The 21,820-nt window shown below is 49.8% G+C and carries 14 protein-coding genes; 5 read left to right on the top strand and 9 right to left on the bottom strand.

Features of this window, described 5'->3' with window-relative positions:
• Positions 1-199: 199 nt before the first annotated feature.
• The gene (locus AB5903_RS16370; protein WP_368118035.1) at positions 200-3,157 is read right to left on the bottom strand and encodes an AsmA-like C-terminal region-containing protein; all 2,958 of its coding nucleotides are present in this window, start codon (positions 3,155-3,157) and stop codon (positions 200-202) included.
• Positions 3,158-3,445: 288 nt separating this feature from the next.
• Here AB5903_RS16370 and AB5903_RS16375 point away from each other — a divergent pair, with 288 nt between their 5' ends.
• The gene (locus AB5903_RS16375) at positions 3,446-4,123 is read left to right on the top strand and encodes an MIP family channel protein (RefSeq protein ID WP_005655233.1); all 678 of its coding nucleotides are present in this window, start codon (positions 3,446-3,448) and stop codon (positions 4,121-4,123) included.
• 110 nt (positions 4,124-4,233) lie between these two features.
• Here AB5903_RS16375 and AB5903_RS16380 read toward each other — a convergent pair whose 3' ends face one another.
• Complete coding sequence (locus AB5903_RS16380; protein ID WP_368118036.1) at positions 4,234-5,082, bottom strand: mechanosensitive ion channel family protein; 849 nt, start codon at positions 5,080-5,082, stop codon at positions 4,234-4,236.
• 186 nt (positions 5,083-5,268) lie between these two features.
• On the opposite strand from AB5903_RS16380, the gene AB5903_RS16385 reads away from it, so the two are divergent.
• On the top strand, positions 5,269-5,790 hold the full coding sequence (locus AB5903_RS16385) for a porin family protein (RefSeq protein ID WP_005655236.1): 522 nt from the start codon (positions 5,269-5,271) through the stop codon (positions 5,788-5,790).
• A gap of 180 nt (positions 5,791-5,970) precedes the next feature.
• Here AB5903_RS16385 and AB5903_RS16390 read toward each other — a convergent pair whose 3' ends face one another.
• Together AB5903_RS16390 and AB5903_RS16395 are read right to left on the bottom strand one after the other, a co-directional pair.
• Positions 5,971-7,554 carry a leucine-rich repeat protein gene (locus tag AB5903_RS16390; RefSeq protein WP_368118037.1) on the bottom strand — a complete coding sequence of 528 codons (1,584 nt, stop codon included), beginning with the start codon at positions 7,552-7,554 and terminating at the stop codon, positions 5,971-5,973.
• Between the two features lie 165 nt (positions 7,555-7,719).
• Positions 7,720-9,228, bottom strand: coding sequence for a tetratricopeptide repeat protein (locus AB5903_RS16395; RefSeq protein ID WP_368118038.1), 1,509 nt, complete (start codon positions 9,226-9,228; stop codon positions 7,720-7,722).
• Positions 9,229-9,295: 67 nt separating this feature from the next.
• Here AB5903_RS16395 and AB5903_RS16400 point away from each other — a divergent pair, with 67 nt between their 5' ends.
• Together AB5903_RS16400 and AB5903_RS16405 are read left to right on the top strand one after the other, a co-directional pair.
• Complete coding sequence (locus AB5903_RS16400; protein WP_005655239.1) at positions 9,296-10,960, top strand: putative transporter; 1,665 nt, start codon at positions 9,296-9,298, stop codon at positions 10,958-10,960.
• 91 nt (positions 10,961-11,051) lie between these two features.
• On the top strand, positions 11,052-13,046 hold the full coding sequence (locus AB5903_RS16405) for a fructose-bisphosphatase class III (protein WP_005655240.1): 1,995 nt from the start codon (positions 11,052-11,054) through the stop codon (positions 13,044-13,046).
• Positions 13,047-13,095: 49 nt separating this feature from the next.
• Here the strand turns inward: AB5903_RS16405 and AB5903_RS16410 are convergent, their stop codons facing one another.
• The 5 genes from AB5903_RS16410 to gmd all read right to left on the bottom strand — a co-directional run bounded on the left by AB5903_RS16410 (position 13,096) and on the right by gmd (position 20,028).
• Positions 13,096-14,271: a hypothetical protein gene (locus tag AB5903_RS16410; protein WP_005655241.1), complete on the bottom strand. Its 1,176-nt coding sequence runs from the start codon at positions 14,269-14,271 to the stop codon at positions 13,096-13,098.
• A gap of 6 nt (positions 14,272-14,277) precedes the next feature.
• Positions 14,278-15,831: a sulfatase gene (locus AB5903_RS16415; protein ID WP_005655242.1), complete on the bottom strand. Its 1,554-nt coding sequence runs from the start codon at positions 15,829-15,831 to the stop codon at positions 14,278-14,280.
• Between the two features lie 150 nt (positions 15,832-15,981).
• On the bottom strand, positions 15,982-17,640 hold the full coding sequence (locus AB5903_RS16420) for a long-chain fatty acid--CoA ligase (RefSeq protein ID WP_005655243.1): 1,659 nt from the start codon (positions 17,638-17,640) through the stop codon (positions 15,982-15,984).
• Positions 17,641-17,745: 105 nt separating this feature from the next.
• Complete coding sequence (locus tag AB5903_RS16425; protein ID WP_040315776.1) at positions 17,746-18,828, bottom strand: GDP-L-fucose synthase; 1,083 nt, start codon at positions 18,826-18,828, stop codon at positions 17,746-17,748.
• Between the two features lie 123 nt (positions 18,829-18,951).
• A complete protein-coding gene (gene gmd, locus AB5903_RS16430) occupies positions 18,952-20,028 on the bottom strand; it encodes a GDP-mannose 4,6-dehydratase (protein ID WP_005655246.1) in 1,077 nt (358 codons plus the stop codon).
• Positions 20,029-20,299: 271 nt separating this feature from the next.
• On the opposite strand from gmd, the gene gnd reads away from it, so the two are divergent.
• Positions 20,300-21,775: a decarboxylating NADP(+)-dependent phosphogluconate dehydrogenase gene (gene gnd / locus AB5903_RS16435; protein ID WP_005655248.1), complete on the top strand. Its 1,476-nt coding sequence runs from the start codon at positions 20,300-20,302 to the stop codon at positions 21,773-21,775.
• Positions 21,776-21,820 lie beyond the last annotated feature (45 nt).

The following is a 21,820-nucleotide window of genomic DNA, read 5'->3' on the forward strand; positions in this document are numbered from 1 at the left end:
GTGCGGGTTTCATAAAACAAAGGTAAGCAAAGATAGCTAATTTTAAAACTTACCAACCAGATATTTCCGCTGAGCCGGAATACACGGATTTCACGGAAAAAATAAAGAAAATCCGCGTTTTCCGTGTATTCCATGCCTAAAAAAATATCAAGCATCTTTCGGCATTCCTTCTTTGTTTTTTTAGCGATTCGCTGAAAATTTACCTTTTCATAATCTTTTTGAAATCCTCGGCAATCTGCTGCCCCATATTGACTATCGCGCTATCGACTTTATGTACCTCTGCCGGTGTGACCGCATCTTTGTAGCGAGCCTTGCCGAGCTTGAACTTCATATCGTCCAGAGTTCCGGATATATTCAGGCCCAGTTTGAACGGAATGGGGGATTTCAGGATGGAGATGTGATAGTCGAACTTCATATCCAGCCCTTGTGTGCCGCCTACCGCCGCTCTGTAACGGTCCATTGATATTTCGAACGGATAGACGGTTACATTTCCGTCTTTGATGCCGATGTTTACGGATATGCTGTCTATCATGTTTCTTTTCTTGTTTTTGAAGAAGAATTTTTTGGAGATTTCGGCGAAAGTCTCACCGTCCATCAGGACAAGGCTGTCTCCCTTGACATGAATGGCCGACCGCATGGTGGGGATTTTGATGTTCAGGGCGGAGTCCAGGGAAGCGGCGGCAGCCACATTGAAATCGACCGTTCCTTCGAATGAGCGCAGCATGGGGACAATCGTGTCCAGGGAAGGGGCGAAGTCTACCAGCTTCCCAATGTTGATGTTGTGTAGCCGGAAGTCGAAACCGGCAAATCCCTCTTCCGGAGATTTTGCCTGATAGACGAGGGTGGTGTTCATGTCGGAACCCATGCCTTTCATGCTGAGCTGTTTCAGGTAGACGGACTGGTTGCGGATGTCCACAGCTCCGCGGACATCGTTGAATGTGACTTTCTCGTAATAGACTTTCCTGAAATCGGTCTGCAGTTCAAAATCCAGGTTCTTGGGGATGACGAACAACTTTACTTCGGTGGAGACCGTATCGCTTTCCGCAGCCAGTGTATCCGACGGGAGCGATATCGACCGTATCAACTGGTTGCAGTCCAACTGTTCGGACGATACGTCCAATTTGGCGCGCAGAAGCTTGTGATGCCGCATGGCGCCGTACAGGTCGTGAATCGAACCGGTGGCGGTGATATCGGATTTGCCGATGCGCATGGTGGCATTGCGCAGGGTGACGACGCGGTTGTTTACCGTGACGGAAGTTTTCTGTACCTGTATGGGAAGCGCACATTCCGGGGTGCGGAACGCCATGCGGTGGAAACCGATGATGCCTTTGGGTGTCCACAGCGAATCGCGTACTTTCTCGGCTGTTATTCCGATGCCTGCTTTGTCCATTCCCAGGCGGGCGTCGCCCATGCGGCAGAACAGTGTGTCCGCTTCCAGCGCAAGCCCTATCTGCGGATTGGCAGGGTTGTGCTCTCCGGGTTGCAGCTTGAGGCGGGCGGATGATTTTCCGCAAAAGAGGTCGAGCGAATCCGACAGGGATACTCTCAACTTGTTCATCTCTATCTTGCATTCCGTCTTGGCAGGGCGCAGCGTGTCTTGGGTAGGATAGGTTCTGATTGCCGCCGTAAAGCTTTCCGTGGCTGAGTTCAGGGCAGGTGAGCGGAGCGTCATATCCTTGATTTCAACACGCCCTCCGAGCCATTCGTTGCCGGCAAAGTCCAGCGTAGCGTTGCTTGTGAACTCGAAATTCTTTTGGGTATGGCGTAGCACGAGTTTGTCCGTTCTGATTTTGCCTTGAACCTTTATCCGTCCCCAATCCTGTTTCTTGAGGGTGGACAGGCGGCAACGCAGTTTCAGGTCGGCATTCATCTTTCCCTCCATGCCGATGCCTTCCTGAAGAGGGAAAATCTGCGCCAGCGTATTCAGGTCGACAGTGGAACGGGTATGAAAGGTGATGTCCGGGTCGGTGAGCAGGTTGTCCACTTTCATATCGGCCAATATGTCGGTGTCGGCGCCTTTGAGCTGGAAGATTTTCAGGTTCAGGCAAGAGGGGGTATTCCGCATGAGGTCTATCCGGGCGGAAAAGTCGGCGTTTACCTTGTCTATGCCGTAAGGCAGCCCGGCGTATCTGGCGAAAGCATCTTTTATCCTGATGTCCAGCGTGGCAAGGGGCATCTTCTGCTTGCCGTACATGCCTTTCAGCGTGCCGATGAAACTTACTTCTCCTCCTGCCGATACTTCCGCCTTTTTCAGGATGCTCTCCGGAATCATGTGCAGTACGGTTTCCAGTGAGGGGGTGTGCAGTCCGTATTGCAAATCGACGTCGAGCGCTTGGGCTGCGGTGTCGCGGCGTACGGTTCCTTTTACTCCCAATTTCGTACCGTTGATGTCAATCATGGCATCGTGCAGGAGCAGGGAGTGCCGGGCGGTATTCAGTTCAAGGTCGGTGCGCAGGTGGGTGGCGATGCGGTTTGCCAACAACTGCCCGTCTTGCCAGAAGAGAAGGTTCTTGTTGCGGAAATCTACCGCCAGCATGGAATGGCCTTTCTTCATATTGGCTTTCAGGGTAAGGTCTGTGTCCCATAGGTTGGCGAAAATGCGTGTGTCGCGGTCGTCCATGGTTACCGTGGCGTGCTGGATGGAAATTTGCCGGATGTCGAGCTCGTTGATGTTCATGGCGTCTCCGGCAGGTGAAGAGGCGGACTGTACCGTATCCGGAACGGTGATGTCCCAGTTGGCAATGCCGTCTTTGTTTTTATAGGCATAGATGTCGGCATGTTCCAGTGCCAGGCGGTGGATGCTGATTTTCTGTTGCCGCAGGTAGTCCATGGGGTTGACCACCGCTACGGCCTTTTTGAATGATACCAGGGTGTCGGTCCGTTGCCACAGCGTGTCGCGGATGGCTTTGGAAACCAGGGTTCCGTCGGTCAGTTGCACTCCGAAGCGGGGGAATGTTGAGAAAAAGGTAAGCTCCACGCTTTTCATGTCCAGCTTGGCGTTCAGGTTGCGGTTGGCGGCTTCCAATACTATGGGAGTCAGCTTCTCGGAAGTGAATATGAAATTCAGAACTACGGCAATCAGTATGCCTGCAACGGCTGTGAGTGCTCCCAGTATGATACCGGACACTTTGAGTATTTTCTTGGTTTGGCTTTTCATTTTGTAATTCGTTCTGTAAATATTGGGCAAGGAGTGGCTTCCTTTCCTTAATCACATGCAAAGTTATAACTGTAATTTGATAAAGCCGTAAGCCGATATTGTTAAAAAATGATTAAAGGAATTTATGAATGATTTTTCCGCTATAATGAATAATTGAGTTCTTTTTTTATGTTAAAGCGTGAATAAATGCTGCTTAAATTTTATATTTGTACCGTTGGTATCCGGTTACGCTGCCTTATATATAAGGTATATCGGGATGCCTTAAGTTTAATCTAATAAATTGATGTTATGAAAAAGTACATTGCAGAAATGCTGGGAACCATGGTTCTCGTTCTTATGGGCTGCGGCACGGCAGTCAGTCTGTCGTGCACATCGGCCGACCCTAATCTGGCGGCCACGGTAATAGGTACGGCGCTTGCTTTCGGATTGTCGGTGGTGGCTATGGCCTATACTATCGGTGGCGTTTCGGGCTGCCACATTAATCCGGCGATAACGCTCGGTTGCCTGCTTTCCGGTCGTATGAGCGGAAAGGATGCCGGCATGTATATGCTGTTTCAGGTAATAGGAGCTATTTTAGGTTCTGCCGTTCTTTGGGTGCTGACTTCCAATTCGGGTGTGAGCGGAACAGGCGCCAATGCCTGCCAGGAAGGAGTTTCCGTAACGGGCGCCCTACTGGCCGAGATTGTGTTTACATTTGTGTTTGTACTGGTGGTATTGGGCACTACCGATGCCAAGAAGGGCGCCGGTAATTTTGCCGGACTTGCCATAGGTCTCTCTTTGGTACTTGTACATTTGGCCTGCATCCGTTATACCGGTACTTCGGTTAATCCGGCTCGCAGTATAGGCCCTGCGCTCTTTCAGGGTGGAGAGGCTTTGAGCCAGTTGTGGATTTTCATTGTAGGCCCGTTTATCGGTGCGGTGCTGAGTGCCGGGGCATGGAAGATAGTTGCCGGCGGAAAGGAATGAGCCGGTGCCTGGCCTGAACCGGGCCGGTGATATTTGAAGAGGATATTTAAGGAGGATGTTTCCCGACTGCGGCAGAACGCAGTGCTTGGGGAACATCCTCTGTTTTTTTCTTACTCTTTCGACTGATGTACGGTGAGTTGCGGGAACGGGAATCCGATACCTTCTTCATTGAATGTCTGGTAGACAATTTCGTTGATATCGTACAGTACATTCCAGTAGTCGGCGCTCTTTACCCATACGCGTACCGTGATGTCGACGCTGCTTGCGCTCAGTGAACCTAAGACGATGAGGGGGGCGGGGGTGTCCAATATGCGGCTGTCTGCATTGATGATGCGTTGCAGCACGGCTCTTACTCTCTTCACATCCTCGCCGTACTCTACGCCGAACACCCATTCGACACGGCGCTTGTCCTGCTTGCTGTAATTGGTGACAGCATTGCCGCTGAGGCTTCCGTTGGGCACATAAATCATACGGTTGTCGAGGGTGGACAGTATGGTATGGAAAATCTGTATTTCCTTTATCGTGCCGCTTACTCCCGGTCCGTCTATGTAGTCGCCTACCTTGAACGGCTTGAAAATAAGTATAATCAGTCCGCCGGCAAAGTTGGACAGGTTTCCGGAAAGCGCCATACCCACAGCCACACCTGCGGATGCAAGCAGCGCCGCAAAGCTGGTGGTTTCCACACCGAGCTTGCCGATGATGGCAAAGGCAAGAATCATATTCAGCAGAATCTTTATCAGGCTCTTCAGGAAGGTCTGCACGCTGGTTTCAATCTTCCGCTTTTCGAGTATTCTGGCTACCAACGCGCTTATCTGCCTGATGATGAAACGTCCGATTACATAGATTAAAATGGCGATTAATATGTCCTTGCCGGCATCCATTCCAAAATCTATCAGTTTTTCCAATGCCTGTTCGAGTTTCCCACCGGTGGCGGGAGTGTTCAATAAAAGTAAATTCATTTCTTTTTCGCAATAAATAAAATAATATTATAAAATAGGTGTATATTCAGCATGCAAAGATAATCAAAATCCGGGCGGTTGTGGCGTATGAAATATATAATGCGTATTATTTCCTAAATAGAATTAAAACATTAATTTTGCCGAATATTACACTCTAACTTAAATAAATTAATAAAAAATGAACGTATGAAAAAAGTATTAACTTTATTCGGATTGCTTTTTGTGCTGTTGGGTAGTGCCCATGCACAGAAAGGAAAACAGGCGATAGGTTTTGGCCTGAGTTACGGAACGGAAATCGAAAGTATCGGGTTGGGTATCAAGTATCAGTACAATATTACCAATCCTATCCGTATAGAGCCGTCTTTCAACTATTTCTTCGAGAATGACAATGTAAGCATGCTGGATTTGAACGTGAATTTTCACTATCTGTTTCCGGTGGCCAAGAGCGTTAAGCTTTATCCGTTGTTCGGTTTGACATTGTCCAACTGGATGTTCGACATGCACGACTTTGATATTGATATGGACGAAGGCCATGTGCATATCGACGATAACGGCAATCATAACGAATGCCGGTTCGGTGTAAATCTGGGAGCGGGAGCGGAATTTGCACTGCCTCGTAACTGGGCGATGAATTTTGAGTTCAGATACCAGCTGGTAAGCGATTTCGACCAGGGGGTTATCAATATAGGAGCTGCATACAGATTCTAAGGGAGCAGCGTATATTTTCGGGCACGGAAAACACGGATTACACGGAATTCACGGAAGAAGAATAAAGAAAATCCGTGTTTTCCGTGTAATTTGTATTTCCGTGCCTGAAAAAAATCAAGTGCATTTTGCACGACCTCTTATAATGTTAAAGAGAGAGTCTAATGCCGGGCTCGGGTTTGCTTAGGAGCGTGCCCTGATTTTATCCGCGAACTTTTTCCAGCCTTCGGCCGTTTTGTAGGCTTCGACGGCTTGTGCGGGTACGGAAATGCTTGTTATGGTTTCCGGAAATCCGTACCATTCGCCCTCGGAGGTGGCAGGCGGTGTGAGGGCTTCTACAATGACCTCTTTTATGCCTGTGTTGTCGAAAGCGGAAAAGTCGATGCGGGTGACACGGGCGGGAATGGTCAGTGTATGTACCTTTGGGTTGCCGGTTATCAGGCCTTGCCCCAGGATGCTTATGCTTTGAGGAATTTCAAAGCGGGCAAGGTTGGGGCAGCCTACAAGGTAGTGCTCTTTGATTACGGCATCCGGATGGTTGCTTGAGGCAGGACCGTATGCGGATACTTCCGTCAGGTTGGGGCATAGGTAGAAGGCACGTGCTTCTATGGTGGAGATGCTGTTGGGAAGTTGTACAGTGGTGATGCCGCTTCCCCGGAATGCTTCCATACCGATATGTGTGACGCTTTGGGGGATTACTGCGGATTTCAGATGTTCCGTCATCATGAATGCTTGTGTTCCGATGGCTGTGAGTGCAGACGGTAGTAATACTTCTTCTACTCCGGAGCATGCGAAAGCGCTTTCGGGAATCCGGGTGATTTGGGTGTGCGAGAGGTCGACCCGTTTCAGCCGGTCGCAGTAGTAGAACAAATCCGGCGCAAGCTGCTGCAAGGTGGACGGGAATACGATTTCCTGTATGCCGGAGTTGAAGAAGGCCATTTCGCCGATAGAAGTCAGTCCCTCGTTCATCACGACTCTGGTGATTTGCCTGTTCTGCATAAAGGCTTCCGGTGCAATGGCTGTTACGTGTGGGGGAAGGGTGATTTCGCTGTATCCTTTATATATTTCTGTCAGTACGCCTTCCTGTACGCGGATGGGAGCAATGCTGACGGTGAAGGTTGCCTGACGGTCTTCTATGCCGATGGTCAGTACCAGCCGGTCTGCCGGAGCATCGGAAGAAAAGCCGCTGACTTGTTCCGGAGTTATAGTGACGGGATATTCTTTGCCGTTACTATATACGCCGGTCAGCAGGAGTCCGTCCAAATTGAGTGGTTCTCCCAAAGTATATGCTATTTTATGAGGCGGCTGTGCAATGGACAGCCCGATGAGTGTTCCTTTGTCTTCCGGCTGCTCTTCTCCGGGGGTGAGGGCGGAAGTCAGGCGGATTTCAAGCTGTATGTTTTTTCCGGCATCTATCGTTTTCCCGACGGACCATATACGGTAGTTGTCCGGACCGCCGCCTTCCTGTACGACAAATGTCAGGAAGCGCTGCGATTGTCCGGAGAACCATACTTCGCCGGGCAGCGTGAACAGGGCGATACCCTGCGCATTGGCGGTTGCGCCGGCAGTGGGAGGCGTGAGGTTATCTTGCTCGAATGCCTTGTAGTCTTTTTCGTCATACATCTTTACGGGAATGCCGGGCATCGCTTTTCCGTTTTCGTCATAAACGGTTACGCTTACACGGCTTTCTTTTCCTGTGTGCTGTTCCTTTTCGCATGCTATCGTCAGGAAGACCGCACATACTAAAAAAATAATCTTATTCTTCATATTCTTACACATTTTTAATCGTTGTTCCGGTTGCAAAGATAGTGAATACGGCTCTTCCGGGAGTTACGATTTGAATGTGTAAATCTAACAGGTATGTTTTTATGCTACTGTTTTACAGTGTATTATGAAATGAGGCTTTGTTTTTTTCTAACACGGCTCTGACATCTATCCGAAAAGGGATAAGAACAGGTCGGTATGGGGCGTTCCGGCTGCTTTGATGCGCGACTTCAACCGGGATTTTCGGGCATATATGTTTGCCACGCTCTCTTTCGTGAACAAGCTGATTACCTGCGGGGAGAATCCGGTGAAGATGTAGCAGAGCAGGCGGATGTCATTTTCTTTCATTGCCGGAAAGTCCTGCCGGAGTTTCTGCATGACGTTGTCATGGCAGGTATCTGCCATTTGTTCGAGTTCCCGGAGCATTTCACTGTTTTCCGAGAAGTCGGTGATTATCCGTTTTACTTCCTGAAACATGGCTGCCTGTTGCGATGATGTATTCTCGCGTTCGTAATAGGTTTTTCCGAGTTTGTCGAGGATGTCGAAGCGGGAAGCAACCAGGCTTTTCAGCCGTTTTTCCGTGTTCTGCCGTCCTTCCAGTTGCCGGGTGAGCGCCCGGTATTCGGCACGGGCCTCTTCCGCCAGCAGCAGGTAGCGGTCGTTGCGTTCGCGCTGGATGCGCAGGCGCTGGCGGATGATATAAACGGCTATTCCGGCGAGGATGAATATGCCGCAGATAACGGTGGTTTCCCAGAAGATGCGGTTCTTCATCCGGTATTCGGCAAAGGCGGATTGTTCCTGGAAATACTCTTTCTCCGTTATACCGGCGGAGACCTGCATGGTGGAGCGGGTGAGGGAGTCCGTGAGGTAGATATAGCGGTGTATATGGTCGGTCGCTTTCCGGAAGTTTCCGGAGAGGGCCTCTATCCGGTAGGCTGTGTATTGCAGTTCGGCCAGGTCGAGCACGTCATTGTCTTGCGCCTCTGCCAGTTGCAGGTAGTGGCGCGCGCTGTCCGTACGGTGTTTGAGAAGCTGGACGTCTATCATGGTGTGGGGGCCGTAGCGGGATGCCTTGCGTGCCGACTGTTCGATGCGTAACAGCAGGTCCTGGGGGATTTGTTTTCTGCCCGATTTTACATAAAGGGAGGCAAGGTTGCTGAGGGCTGCTCCGGCAAGACGTTCGTCTGTCTGTTCGTCGGCCAGGTCGAGGGCAGCCGAATACAGCCTGATGGCACGTTCCAAATCTTTCTGGCGGTAGGATGAGGCTGCCATATCAAGCGTGGCTTCCGTTTCCTTACGAAGACTGTCGGATACTTGAAAATTTTCTCTGGCCTGCTTGAAGTAGTGGTAGGCGCGGACGTAATTCATCTGTCCGTAGTATATACTGCCGATGCGTTCGTAGAGAAGCCCTTTATTGTAAGGGTCTTGCCGGCTTTGCAGCTGCTCTTCGATTTGCAGGAAGATGCGCAAAGCTCCGGATTTATCGCCGGCATCGGTCAGCAGGCTGTCCGCGAACTCAAGGCTGGGGAGCGGTTTACGTTCATGGCATCCCGCCAGCGACAGGAGCATACATATAATAGGTATGATAAGGCGTTTCATGCCGTGAATGTAGTGATAAAAGATGTTTTGCACAAGTGAAAGGCGGGAAATGAGGAGCTTTGCGTGAATTTCCTGCATTTCTTTTTTTAGGCTTCGCGGAACTTCCTATCTTTGCACTTCTAAATGTAGATAAAACCGTAACACTTTGGAATGGCTATATAGTTTGTTTGTCGAACACTCCGCTTTGCAGGCGGTGGTGGTGCTCTCGCTGATTTCCGCTATCGGATTAGGGTTGGGGAAAATACATATTTGCGGTATTTCCCTCGGCGTGACGTTTGTTTTCTTTGCCGGTATTCTTGCCGGACATTTCGGACTGTCCATCGACCCGCAGATGCTGAACTATGCGGAAAGTTTCGGACTGATAATTTTTGTGTATGCACTGGGACTGCAGGTGGGGCCGGGCTTTTTCAGCTCTTTCCGCAAGGGCGGGGTACAGTTGAATATGCTGGCGCTGGGAGTAGTGCTCCTCGGTACGCTGATGACCGTATTGGGCAGTTATACCCTGAATATTTCGTTGCCGGACATGGTGGGCATCCTCTGCGGCGCTACCACCAATACGCCGGCGCTGGGTGCGGCACAGCAGACATTGAAGCAAATGGGGCTGGAAGCCAGTACGCCGGCTTTGGGATGTGCCGTGGCATATCCGCTGGGGGTAGTGGGCGTTATTTTTGCCGTGCTGATAATACGCAAGGCGTTGGCGCGTAAGGAAGATCTGGAGTTGAAAGAGAAGGACGATGCGAACAAAACTTACATTGCGGCGTTTCAAGTACACAATCCGGCCATCTTCGATAAAAGCATCAAGGAGATAGGCGGCTTGAATTATCCGAAGTTCGTAATCTCCCGTCTGTGGCGGGACGGCAATGTAAGCATCCCCACTTCCGAGAAGATAATCAGGGAAGGAGACCGCTTGCTGGTGGTGACTTCGGAGAAGTATGCTCCGGCACTGACCGTACTGTTCGGTGAACAGGAACATACCGACTGGAACAAAGAGGATATAGACTGGAATGCCATAGACAGCCAGCTCATCTCGCAGCGTATCGTGGTGACACGTCCCGAACTGAACGGAAAGAAACTGGGGGCGCTGCACCTGCGCAATCATTACGGCATCAACATCAGCCGTGTGTACCGTAGCGGCGTGCAGTTGCTTGCCACCGCGGAACTGACCTTGCAGTTGGGCGACCGTCTGACAGTGGTAGGTGAGGCTGCCGCCATCCAGAATGTGGAAAAAGTATTGGGAAATGCCATCAAGAGCCTGAAAGAACCGAATCTGGTAGCGGTGTTTATCGGTATCATCCTGGGTCTGGCTTTGGGTGCGATTCCCATTTCCCTGCCGGGCATCAGTGCTCCGGTGAAGCTGGGACTTGCCGGCGGACCGATTATCGTAGGTATCCTGATTGGTACGTTCGGGCCGAGAATGCACATGATAACCTACACCACACGAAGCGCCAACCTGATGCTCCGTGCATTGGGACTGTCGCTCTACCTGGCTTGTCTGGGACTGGATGCCGGAGCGCATTTCTTTGATACGGTGTTCCGTCCGGAAGGTCTGCTGTGGATTGCTGCAGGGTTCGTGCTGACCGTTGTTCCGGTGCTGATAGTGGGAGTGGTTGCCTTTAAATGGATGAAGGTGGACTTCGGCTCCATGGCAGGTATGCTGTGCGGAAGCATGGCCAACCCGATGGCGCTGAATTATGCCAACGACACCATTCCGGGCGATAATCCGTCGGTGGCTTATGCAACGGTGTATCCGATGTGTATGTTCCTGCGGGTAATCATAGCGCAGGTGCTGCTGATGTTCCTGTTGAATTGAGAGCTGAGAATTGAAAATTGAGAAATGACAGAGAGGGCTTAATTGCTGATAATTGAATATATATCATAAATCTAAAATCATAAATCGTATCATGGGAACTATTACTCCGGAAAGTATAGTCAACGACTTACGCTATTTGCAACTGTTGTCGCGCAGTTTTCCTACCATCGCCGATGCCAGTACGGAAATTATCAATCTGGAAGCTATTCTGAATCTGCCTAAAGGTACGGAACACTTCCTTACGGATATTCATGGAGAGTATGAGGCTTTTCAGCATGTATTGAAGAATGCTTCGGGTGCGGTAAAGCGGAAGGTGAATGAAATCTTCGGGCATACGCTGCGCGAAAGCGAAAAGAAGGAAATCTGTACGCTGATTTATTATCCGGAAGAGAAGTTGCAGTTGATAAAGGAACAGGAAACGGATCTGGACGACTGGTATCTCATCACCCTGAACCAATTGGTGAAAGTCTGCCAGAACGTATCTTCCAAATACACACGCTCGAAAGTGCGTAAAGCCTTGCCGGCGGAGTTCTCCTATATCATTCAGGAGTTGCTGCACGAGTCCAGCGTAGAACCTAACAAGCATGCGTATATCAACGTCATTATCAGTACGATTATCTCGACCAAGCGTGCGGATGACTTTATCATTGCCATGTGCAAGCTTATCCAACGGCTTACAATCGACTCGCTGCACATCGTGGGCGATATCTACGACCGTGGTCCGGGTGCACATATCATCATGGATACGCTTTGCGACTACCATAATTTCGACATTCAGTGGGGCAACCATGATATACTGTGGATGGGTGCCGCATCGGGCAATGACGCCTGCATAGCGAACGTTATCCGTATGTCCATGCGCTATGCCAACCTGGCGACACTGGAAGACGGCTACGGCATCAACCTGCTGCCGTTGGCTACCTTCGCAATGGATACCTATGCGGATGATCCTTGCACTATCTTTGCTCCGAAGATGAACTTTGCCGATGCCAATTACAACGAAAAGACACTGCGGCTGATTACGCAGATGCACAAGGCGATTACGATAATCCAGTTCAAACTGGAAGCGGAGATTATAAACCGGCGTCCGGAGTTTGACATGGACAACCGGAAACTGCTGCACAAGATTGACTTTGAACGGGGCGTATTTGTGTACGAAGGCAAAGAATACGAACTGCGCGATGCCAATTTCCCGACTATTGACCCTGCCGACCCGTATCGCCTGACGGATGAAGAAAGGGAGCTGGTTGAAAAGATTCATGCTTCGTTCATGAACAGCGAGAAACTGAAGAAGCATATGCGTTGCCTGTTTACGTACGGCGGCATGTATCTGGTGTGCAACAGCAACCTGCTTTATCACGCATCCGTGCCCCTGAATGAGGACGGAAGTTTCAAGCATGTACGTATCGGCAAGAAAGAGTACTGGGGACATAAACTGCTGCAAAAGACCGACCAGCTTATCCGTACCGCCTACTTTGACGAAGATGGTTCGGAGGAGAAGAATTTTGCGTTGGATTATATGTGGTATATGTGGTGCGGCCCGGATGCGCCCTCTTTCGACAAGGATAAGATGGCTACTTTCGAGCGTTACTTCATAGCCGACAAGGCATTGCATAAAGAGAATAAAGGTTATTACTACACGCTTCGCAACCGTGCGGATATTTGCGACAATATCCTGGCGGAGTTCGGGGTGGAGCCGGGACCTCATTCGCATATCATCAACGGACATGTGCCGGTGAAGACGATTAAAGGCGAGCGCCCCATAAAGGCTGATGGAAAGTTACTGGTGATTGACGGTGGTTTCTCCAAAGCCTATCAGCCCGAAACGGGTATTGCGGGCTATACGCTGGTATATCACTCGCACGGCATGCAGTTGGTGCAGCATGACCCGTTCCAGAGCCGTCAGAAAGCGATTGAAGAGGGACAGGATATCAAGTCCACAACTTTCGTCATCGAATTCAACTCGCAGCGTATGATGGTGAAGGATACCGATAAGGGCAAGCAGCTCGTGACGCAGATTCAGGATTTGAAGAAGTTGCTGGTGGCATATAGAACGGGATTTATCAAAGAAAAGGAGATTTTCTGATATGGCTGTATGTTCCGGTGCTTGCATTGCCTGGCTTTTCAGGCACGGATTAGTATTTGAATAATACCACACCGCCTTCTACAATGGCTCCCTTGTCGAAGTTGGCATTTCTGTTGTAGTATCTGTCCCAACCGTAACCGCCCGTAACGAATACTCCTAATTTTGCCGTCAGACGGTATTCGAGGTTGATACGGGTTTGGAGAGAATAGAGGCGGGCAGGGAAGCCATAGTCTTTATTCTTGAAGGTTTCTACGTGCTGGTATCCCAAATCGCCGCTGATGAACAGTTGCTTGCAGACGGGCAATTCCAGTCCGGCGCGGTAGAAAAGCGCACCGGAGAACTTATCGCTGAAGTCGAGGAAATGCGTACCGCCACCGAGGATGGTATAGAACAGTTTGTTCTTGAAGCGGGCTGCAAGGTTCAGTTTCGTGGTGTTGCCGCCGAAAAACATCATCTGTACTTTGGTGTCCGGGTTGGCATTGACCAGTCCCAGTTGGAAACCGTCCAGCTTCTCCTTGTAGTAGTTTACCAAACCTATCTGAAGGCCTTTGGCACGGACGGCTACATTCAGGGGAGAGAGCTGCACGCCGGCAGACGTACCGCCTGTAATATTGCCCAGACCGGAAATCTGGAGCCCTTTCATATCATCGCCCACCACATTCAGCAGGCCGGATATGGTGACACCGGAAAAATTACCGCCCGATATATTGGCGAGTCCTGAAAGCTGTACGCTGGCAGTCTTTTCGCCTGTAATGTTCAGCAAGCCGCCTACAATCATTCCGTTGCTGTTATCGCCCGTGATATTGGCAAGGCCGGAGAAGACCATTCCCCGTGCGTGATTACCCGTGATGCCCACAAGGCCGGAAACGGACAGACCGCTGAGGTTATTGCCGTTGATATTGGTGATGCCCGCTACCTGTACGCCCCGCATACTTCCACCCACCATATTGGATATACCGGAGATTTGAACTCCGTTCATGTCTCTGCCCGTAACAGCTCCCAAAACATTTACTCCCAAGCCGTTCAAACGGTTCATCGCCGAGAAGATACCGAGATTGAAGAATGTGCTTCCGACCGTATCTGTACGCTGTGTGGAAAGATTCTTCCAAAGGGAAAGGTTGATACCGGTTTTTTCTTTATGGGCAGACTGTTGCCTGCCTGTCCGGGCATAGCCTGTCCCTGCCAATAGCAGGGACAGACAGATCAGTGGAAATATACGTTTCATAATTCTTTATAATGTTTCATCGGGCCAGGGCGCCAGTCGGTTGGTGGCACGTAATACAGGACGCTGCGCATCCACCGACCGCAGATAGTTGCTCAGTTTCTTTGATAGTTTCTTTACAAGTTTGGGGTTCTCGGCGGCTACGTCATGCTTTTCGCTGATGTCGGCAGGGATATTGAACAATTCGTGCTTGCCGCTGTCGAAGTAGTACACCAGTTTCCATTCTCCGGAACGGATGGAGCAGGTGGCGCCTATACCCGGACCGGAAGGGCCCCAACTGTGCGGGTAATGCCAGTAGATGTCACGGGCGGGCATCCTACCTTTGCCCGTAAGCAGGGGCAGGAAGCTGATGCCGTCGCGTTTCTGTACCGTATTGTAGTGCTCCACACCGGCTATTTCGAGAATGGTGGGGAAGAAATCTTCTATCATCAGATAATGGTCGCATTTGGTTTCTGCCGCTACCACGCCGGGCCAGCGTACAATCATCGGTTCGCGCACTCCGCCTTCGTAAGCGGAACCTTTTCCGCTGTTGAGCGGATAGTTCTGCCTGTGCAGCTCTCCTGCACGGGTGTGTGCAGCCAGTCCGCCATTATCGGACATGAAGAGCAGTACAGTGTTGTCGGTGAGGTTGTTTTTGTCCAGATAGTCCATCAGGTCGCCGAGGCTTTTGTCCATGCCTTCAATCAGGGTGGCATACGCTGCTTCTACCGGGGGAAGTCCTTTGTCCAGATATTTTTGGTAGAAACGCATGTCGGGCTGGATAGGCGTATGGATGGCATAATGGGCCATGTAGAGGAAGAAAGGCTTGTCCGTTGTCCGGGCGTTGTCCAAAGCTTTCTCGGCTTCTATGGTAAGGGCTTCGGAGAGGAATATGTCTTTGCCGTGATATTTTTCCAGTCCGGGTACGGCAGCCAGCGGGCTTTTTCCGCCGGGTTTGTTTCCGAAGTTCTGCATGCCGTAGTAGCTGGCGGGAGAGCCTGCCGCATGGCCGGCTATGTTCACGTCGAAGCCCATTTTCAGCGGATCGGCTCCGGGCGTGTCATTAGCTCCGAAGTGGGCTTTGCCGCAATGGATGGTGTGGTAACCGTTGTCCTTGAGCACTTGTGCCAGCGAGGTGACTTGCGTGGTGCGTTCCACACCCGGTTCCTGACAGATACCGTTGACATTCCATTCGGGGTATATCATAACGGAGTCCGGCTGTTCGTGGGTGGTATTCTTGCGTAATGTCCAGCTTGTCACCCGGTGACGCGCAGCGTTCATACCCGTAAAAAGGCTGACACGCGTAGGCGAACTGATGCTACAGGCATAGGCTTGCGTGAACATCTTGCCCTGCTTTGCCAGACGTTCCATATTGGGTGTATGGTACGTGTCGTTGTAGCGGGTGCGTTGTGTCCAGAAAGGCAGGGATGTGTCCTGCCAACCCATATCATCTACCAAGAATAAAATAATGTTCGGACGCTTGTCCGTAACAGGAGCCGTTTCATTTGACGGCCTTGTGTGTACTTCTCCTGCCATTCCACATAACGGAAGCAGCGCAGCAGATAATAACAATTCGTTTTTCATCGGGAAAAGAGAGGTTAGTGGTTAGTGGTTAGTGATTAGTGGTTAGTGATTAGTGGTTAGGGATTAACATTAAAAATAGCGGTAAATAATTAGCGCAATATACTGCACAGCCTACTAATCGCTAATCACTAACCGCTAATTACTATTTCATCATCCTTTTGCTTCTTGATACAGGAAGCGTTTGATGGATTTTTTGGGTGTCTTTTCAAATTCTTCGGGATATATCTTCATTTTGGAAATCTGGCTGTAAGCAGGCAGTTCTGCATTCAGAGCCACACGATTCTCTTCCATGACACGTTCTATATCGTCGTTGTTGAGGCCGTGGGCAAAGGCATCGTCAAAGTCGGGATATACCAGTCCCACGAGCTTTTCGTTCTGTTGTACGATGATGCTTTCAGCTACGTACGGCAGGTTGTTCAGCTTGTCTTCTATTTCTTCGGGGTAGATGTTCTGCCCGTTTGGACCGAGGAGCATATTCTTGCTGCGTCCTTTGATGGTGACATTGCCTTCGGCATCCATCAGGGCAAGGTCACCGGTGTGCAGCCAACCGTCTTTGTCCACAACTTCGGCGGTAGCCTCTTCATTCTTGTAGTAGCCCAGCATGACGTTGGGACCGCGGCAGACAATCTCGCCGGGGATATTCTCCGGATCGGGAGAAAGAATCTTCACTTCCATGCGCGGAGCGGCTTTTCCGCAGGAACCGGGTTTGAAGCGCGTCCAGTCTTCGTAACAGATGATAGGACCGCATTCTGTCATACCGTAACCCACGGTATAGGGGAAGTCTATCATGCGCAGGAACTGTTCTACTTCCTGATTGAATGCCGCACCGCCGACAATGACTGTGGCAAAATTGCCGCCGAATGCCTGTACCATTTGCTCGCGTACGGTGGCTTTTATCTTGTCGTTAATGATAGGTACTTTCAGCAACAGTTTCATGGTAGGCGTTTCCAGCTTGGGCAATACGCTCTTCTTGATAATCTTCTCGATAATGAGCGGTACGGCTACGATGAGGTTCGGCTTTATGTCGGCGAATGCTTGGAAGATAATCTTCGGACTTGGCATACGGGTGAGGTAGTAGATGTGGCAACCTACGGAGAACTCGTACAGGAATTCGAATGCCAATCCGTACATATGAGCCATCGGCAGCATGCATACCAGTTTGTCGCCCGCTTTCAGCGGCAGTACTTCGAAAGCGAATCGGGTGTTGGACCACAAGCTGCGATAGGGGAGCATTACGCCTTTCGAGTAACTGGTAGTACCTGAAGTATAGTTAATGACCGCCAACTCTTCGGGTTGGTCTTTGTGATAGTCGATGTGTTCCTTACGGAAGTTCTTGGGAAATTTCTTGCCGAATATCTCGTTGAGGTGATCGCGGGCGTAAGTAACCCGTTCGTTGCGCGAGACCAGCAAGGTGAAGTCCGTCATCATGAAGATACCTTCGAGCAACGGCATGGCGCTTTCGTTGAGATTTTCCCACACCTGGTCGCCGACAAAAAGAAGCTTGGCCTCGGAGTGGTTGACGATGTTATGCACATTGTCCGCCTTGAATTCGTGAAGAATGGGCACGATGACCGCACCATACGTCAGGGTAGCGAGGAAAGTGACTCCCCAATGCGAACTGTTACGTCCGCAGACGGCGATTTTATCGCCTTTTCTGATGCCGCTCGCTTCAAAAATGATATGCAGTTTTTCTATTTTGCGGGCTACATCCTTGTATTGCAGGGTGGCTCCCTTATAATCGGTCAGGGCATCCAGGTCCCAGTTTTCCTTTATACTATTCTCTATATAGGCGATAAAACTTTGTTCCATTATATATTGCACATTTAGTTGAAAATTGTGCAAATATAAGGGTTTATGTAGAGAATGCAAACTTTTAGGGGGAAAAAGCATTTTATGCAAATTCCCCCTTTGAGCCTATTTATTGTTATCCAGGTACCAGCGGTACATCCGCTCTACACCTTCTTCGATGTCTATTTTATGATGCCAGCCCAATGCGTGCAGCTTACTCGGGTCGGTGAGTTTGCGCATGGTCCCATCGGGTTTGGAAGTGTCGAAGGTCAGCTTTCCGCGATAACCCACAACGTTGACAATCAGTTCGGCAAGCCGGCGGATAGTAATTTCCTTACCTGTGCCGATGTTGATGTGGCAGTTGCGGATGTCCTTGTCTCCGGGGTTGCAGGTGTCTTTGAAGTCTACGTGCTCCATGACGAATACGCTGGCATCCGCCATTTCCTCGCTCCAGAGGAATTCGCGCAACGGAGTTCCCGTACCCCAAAGCCGGACTTCTTCTTCGCTGATGCCGTATTTGGAAAGTATGTTCAGTATCTCTCCGTTGCTGTTGCTGCCATTGATTCCTTCTACCGGACGCAGGTTCATGTCACGGCGTACGGCATCCCAGTCGCCTTGTTGCAGGCAGTGGGCCAGGTGTATCTTGCGAATCATGGCAGGAAGTACGTGGCTGCGTTCCAGGTCGAAGTTGTCGTTGGGACCGTAGAGGTTGGTGGGCATGACGGCAATGTAGTTCGTGCCGTATTGCAGGTTGAAACTCTCGCACATTTTCAATCCGGCAATTTTGGCAATGGCGTACGGTTCGTTGGTGTACTCCAGGGGCGAGGTGAGGAGTACGTCTTCTTTCATCGGCTGTTCGGCATCACGCGGATAGATACAGGTGCTACCCAGAAAGAGCAGTTTCTTGACATTGTGGCGGAAACTTTCGCCTATGACATTCTGCTGTATCTGGAGATTCTTGTAAATGAAATCGGCACGGTAGATGCTGTTTGCCATGATACCGCCCACGAAAGCAGCGGCAAGGAATACGTATTCCGGCTGTTCCTCATCGAAGAAACGGCGGACGGCAACACCGTCCAGCAGGTCGAGTTCTTTGTGGGTTCTGCCCACGAGATTGGTATAGCCTTTCTCTTGCAGGTTTTTCCAGATAGCAGAGCCTACCAGTCCGCGATGCCCTGCGATGTATATTTTTGCGTTCTTGTGTAACATTGTTATAAAATGGATTGGTTTCAGACAGAAGAACAAAAGAACATATCCGGTTTATACTCTTTTTTATTTTCTCATATATATATGTTCTTTTGTTCTTCTGTCTGAAAAATTAAATTATCTGTTTCAGTCTTCTTTGCTTCTCAAATGCAGTTTCCGTACAAACTTCATGTCATGTTCCGCCATGATGTGTACCAACTCCTCAAAGCTTGTCTGCTGCGGATTCCAGCCCAGTAACGTTTTGGCTTTGGTGGGGTCTCCCAGCAACTGTTCCACTTCGGAAGGACGGAAATATTTGGGATCCACCTCTACCAGTACCTTACCGGTTTGGCTGTCAATACCCTTCTCGTTCACGCCTTCGCCTTCCCAGCGCAGTTCTATGCCGGTTTCCTTAAAGGCAAGTGTGGCAAATTCGCGTACGGTGTGCATCTCTCCGGTAGCAATCACGAAGTCTTCCGGCGTATCGTGTTGCAGGATAAGCCACATACATTCCACATAGTCTTTGGCATATCCCCAGTCGCGGCGTGCATCCAGATTGCCCAAATACAGTTTGTCCTGGAATCCTTGTGCAATGCGGGCGGCAGCCAGCGTAATCTTGCGGGTAACGAAGGTTTCGCCGCGGCGCTCGCTTTCGTGGTTGAAGAGAATGCCGTTTACGGCGAACATTCCGTAGCTTTCGCGGTAGTTCTTTGTAATCCAGAAACCGTATTGTTTGGCTACGCCGTAGGGACTGCGCGGGTAGAAAGGGGTAGTCTCCTTCTGCGGCACTTCCTGCACCTTGCCGAACAGTTCCGAGGTAGATGCCTGATATATCCTGGTTTTCTTTTCCAGACCGAGAATGCGTACAGCTTCGAGCATGCGCAGCGTACCTATAGCATCTGTTTCGGCGGTATATTCGGGTACATCGAACGAGACCTTTACGTGGCTCTGTGCAGCAAGGTTGTATATCTCGTCCGGCTGCACTTGCTGGATAATGCGTATCAGCGAGCTGCTGTCCGTCATATCTCCATAATGCAGGTTGATAGTTCGCTTCTGCTTCATGTCGCGCACCCACTCATCGAAATACAAGTGCTCGATGCGTCCGGTATTGAACGAAGATGAGCGGCGCAATATGCCGTGTACTTCATATCCTTTTTGCAACAGGAATTCTGCGAGGAACGAACCGTCCTGTCCGGTTATTCCGGAGATTAGAGCTTTTTTCATTGTTTCTGGTATTATACTTTTTTTGATTGTTGCATATTTCGTCCTGCAAAAATCGTAATTTATTGTGAGACAACAAAGCCAATGCGGTAAATGATTTTGAGATTATTTTTGCTTTATACCGAGAGTAGCGTCCGGATGATTGCCGGGAAGCGGATATGACATCGTTTTTCTGTGTCAATCCTTTATGAAAAAAATGAATTAATTTCAAATTTGACACGAACAAACAGACGTTATTTTTTGTTTTAATAACAAAGATAAATTATACAAGTATATGGAGAATTTAAATAAAACAGACATTGGACTGATAGGGCTGGCCGTGATGGGCGAGAATCTTGCATTGAATATGGCGGACAAGGGCTGGCGGGTTTCGGTTTATAACCGTACGGTTCCGGGGATTGAAGAAGGTGTGGTAGAACGTTTTATAAACGGACGCGCACAGGGTAAAAGTATTGAAGGATATACGGATATAGCTCGTTTTGTGGAGTCTGTAGCCGTTCCGCGCAAGATAATGATGATGGTTCGTGCCGGTAGTGCGGTAGACGAACTGATGGAGCAGCTTTTTCCGTTGCTCTCTCCGGGAGATATATTGATAGACGGCGGTAATTCCAACTATGAAGATACCAATCGCCGTGTGGCATTGGCCGAAGCGAGAGGCTTCCGTTTTGTGGGAGCAGGTGTTTCCGGCGGTGAAGAGGGTGCATTGAATGGAGCTTCTATCATGCCGGGCGGTTCGGTAAGCGCCTGGGAAGAAGTGAAGCCTGTTTTGCAGAGTATTGCTGCCAAAGCATCCGACGGCACGCCTTGCTGTCAGTGGGTGGGACCGGCCGGTTCGGGACATTTTGTCAAGATGATTCATAATGGCATCGAATATGGCGATATGCAGCTTATTTCTGAAGCCTATTGGGTGATGAAGAACCTGCTGAAGCTGGATAACGGAGAAATGTCTTCGGTCTTTTCGCAATGGAATGAGGGCAAATTGCGTAGCTATCTTATTGAAATTACTGCTAATATCTTGCAGCATAAAGATAAGTCGGGCGGTTATCTGATAGATAAAATACTGGATACAGCCGGACAAAAAGGTACAGGCAAATGGTCGGTAATCAATGCTATGGAGCTTGGTATGCCGTTGGGGCTGATTGCTACGGCTGTTTTTGAACGCAGCTTGTCGGCTCAGAAAGAACTGCGGAAGTCGGCTGCCGGGCATTTTACCTGCCGGCGCACGGAGGTGGTATACAACAAATCCGAAATGGTAGGAGATATTTATTCGGCGCTTTATGCATCCAAACTGGTGTCTTATGCTCAAGGCTTTGCTGTATTGCAACGTGCTTCGGACTCTTTCGGATGGAACCTCGATTTGGCTTCCATTGCCCGTATGTGGCGTGGCGGTTGCATAATCCGCAGTATCTTCCTCAATGATATTGCAGCCGCTTTCGAGCGGAGTGAGAAACCGCAGCATCTTCTTCTTACTCCTTATTTCAGCAATGAGATGAAACAACTGCTCTCCGGTTGGAAACATCTGGTGGCACAGGCTATGAAAGAGGAACTTCCGGTTCCTGCATTTTCATCGGCATTGAATTATTTTTATTCACTCGTCTCCGTCAACTTACCGGCGAATATGATTCAGGCACAGCGCGATTATTTCGGAGCGCACACCTTTGAGCGTGTGGACGGACTGCGTGGGCAGTTCTTCCATGAAGACTGGACAGGACACGGCGGAGAAACGAAGTCGGGAACCTATAACGTGTAGTCTTTCTTTAGTGTGAAGATTACTGAAATTCCCCTACAAACATAA

Source organism: Bacteroides sp. 2201st1_D9_2201SCRN_220225 (assembly GCF_040928965.1).
GTDB classification, from domain to species: Bacteria; Bacteroidota; Bacteroidia; order Bacteroidales; family Bacteroidaceae; genus Bacteroides; species Bacteroides stercoris.

Excerpts from the sequence above, each read along its gene's own strand:
- AB5903_RS16395 (WP_368118038.1), bottom strand. The coding sequence starts at position 9,228 with ATGCAGGAAATTCACGCAAAGCTCCTCATTTCCCGCCTTTCACTTGTG.
- AB5903_RS16415 (WP_005655242.1), bottom strand. The coding sequence starts at position 15,831 with ATGAAAAACGAATTGTTATTATCTGCTGCGCTGCTTCCGTTATGTGGA.
- gnd (WP_005655248.1), top strand. The coding sequence starts at position 20,300 with ATGGAGAATTTAAATAAAACAGACATTGGACTGATAGGGCTGGCCGTG.
- AB5903_RS16380 (WP_368118036.1), bottom strand. The coding sequence starts at position 5,082 with ATGAATTTACTTTTATTGAACACTCCCGCCACCGGTGGGAAACTCGAA.
- AB5903_RS16370 (WP_368118035.1), bottom strand. The coding sequence starts at position 3,157 with ATGAAAAGCCAAACCAAGAAAATACTCAAAGTGTCCGGTATCATACTG.
- AB5903_RS16390 (WP_368118037.1), bottom strand. The coding sequence starts at position 7,554 with ATGAAGAATAAGATTATTTTTTTAGTATGTGCGGTCTTCCTGACGATA.
- AB5903_RS16405 (WP_005655240.1), top strand. The coding sequence starts at position 11,052 with ATGGGAACTATTACTCCGGAAAGTATAGTCAACGACTTACGCTATTTG.
- AB5903_RS16410 (WP_005655241.1), bottom strand. The coding sequence starts at position 14,271 with ATGAAACGTATATTTCCACTGATCTGTCTGTCCCTGCTATTGGCAGGG.
- AB5903_RS16420 (WP_005655243.1), bottom strand. The coding sequence starts at position 17,640 with ATGGAACAAAGTTTTATCGCCTATATAGAGAATAGTATAAAGGAAAAC.
- gmd (WP_005655246.1), bottom strand. The coding sequence starts at position 20,028 with ATGAAAAAAGCTCTAATCTCCGGAATAACCGGACAGGACGGTTCGTTC.
- AB5903_RS16375 (WP_005655233.1), top strand. The coding sequence starts at position 3,446 with ATGAAAAAGTACATTGCAGAAATGCTGGGAACCATGGTTCTCGTTCTT.
- AB5903_RS16425 (WP_040315776.1), bottom strand. The coding sequence starts at position 18,828 with ATGTTACACAAGAACGCAAAAATATACATCGCAGGGCATCGCGGACTG.
- AB5903_RS16385 (WP_005655236.1), top strand. The coding sequence starts at position 5,269 with ATGAAAAAAGTATTAACTTTATTCGGATTGCTTTTTGTGCTGTTGGGT.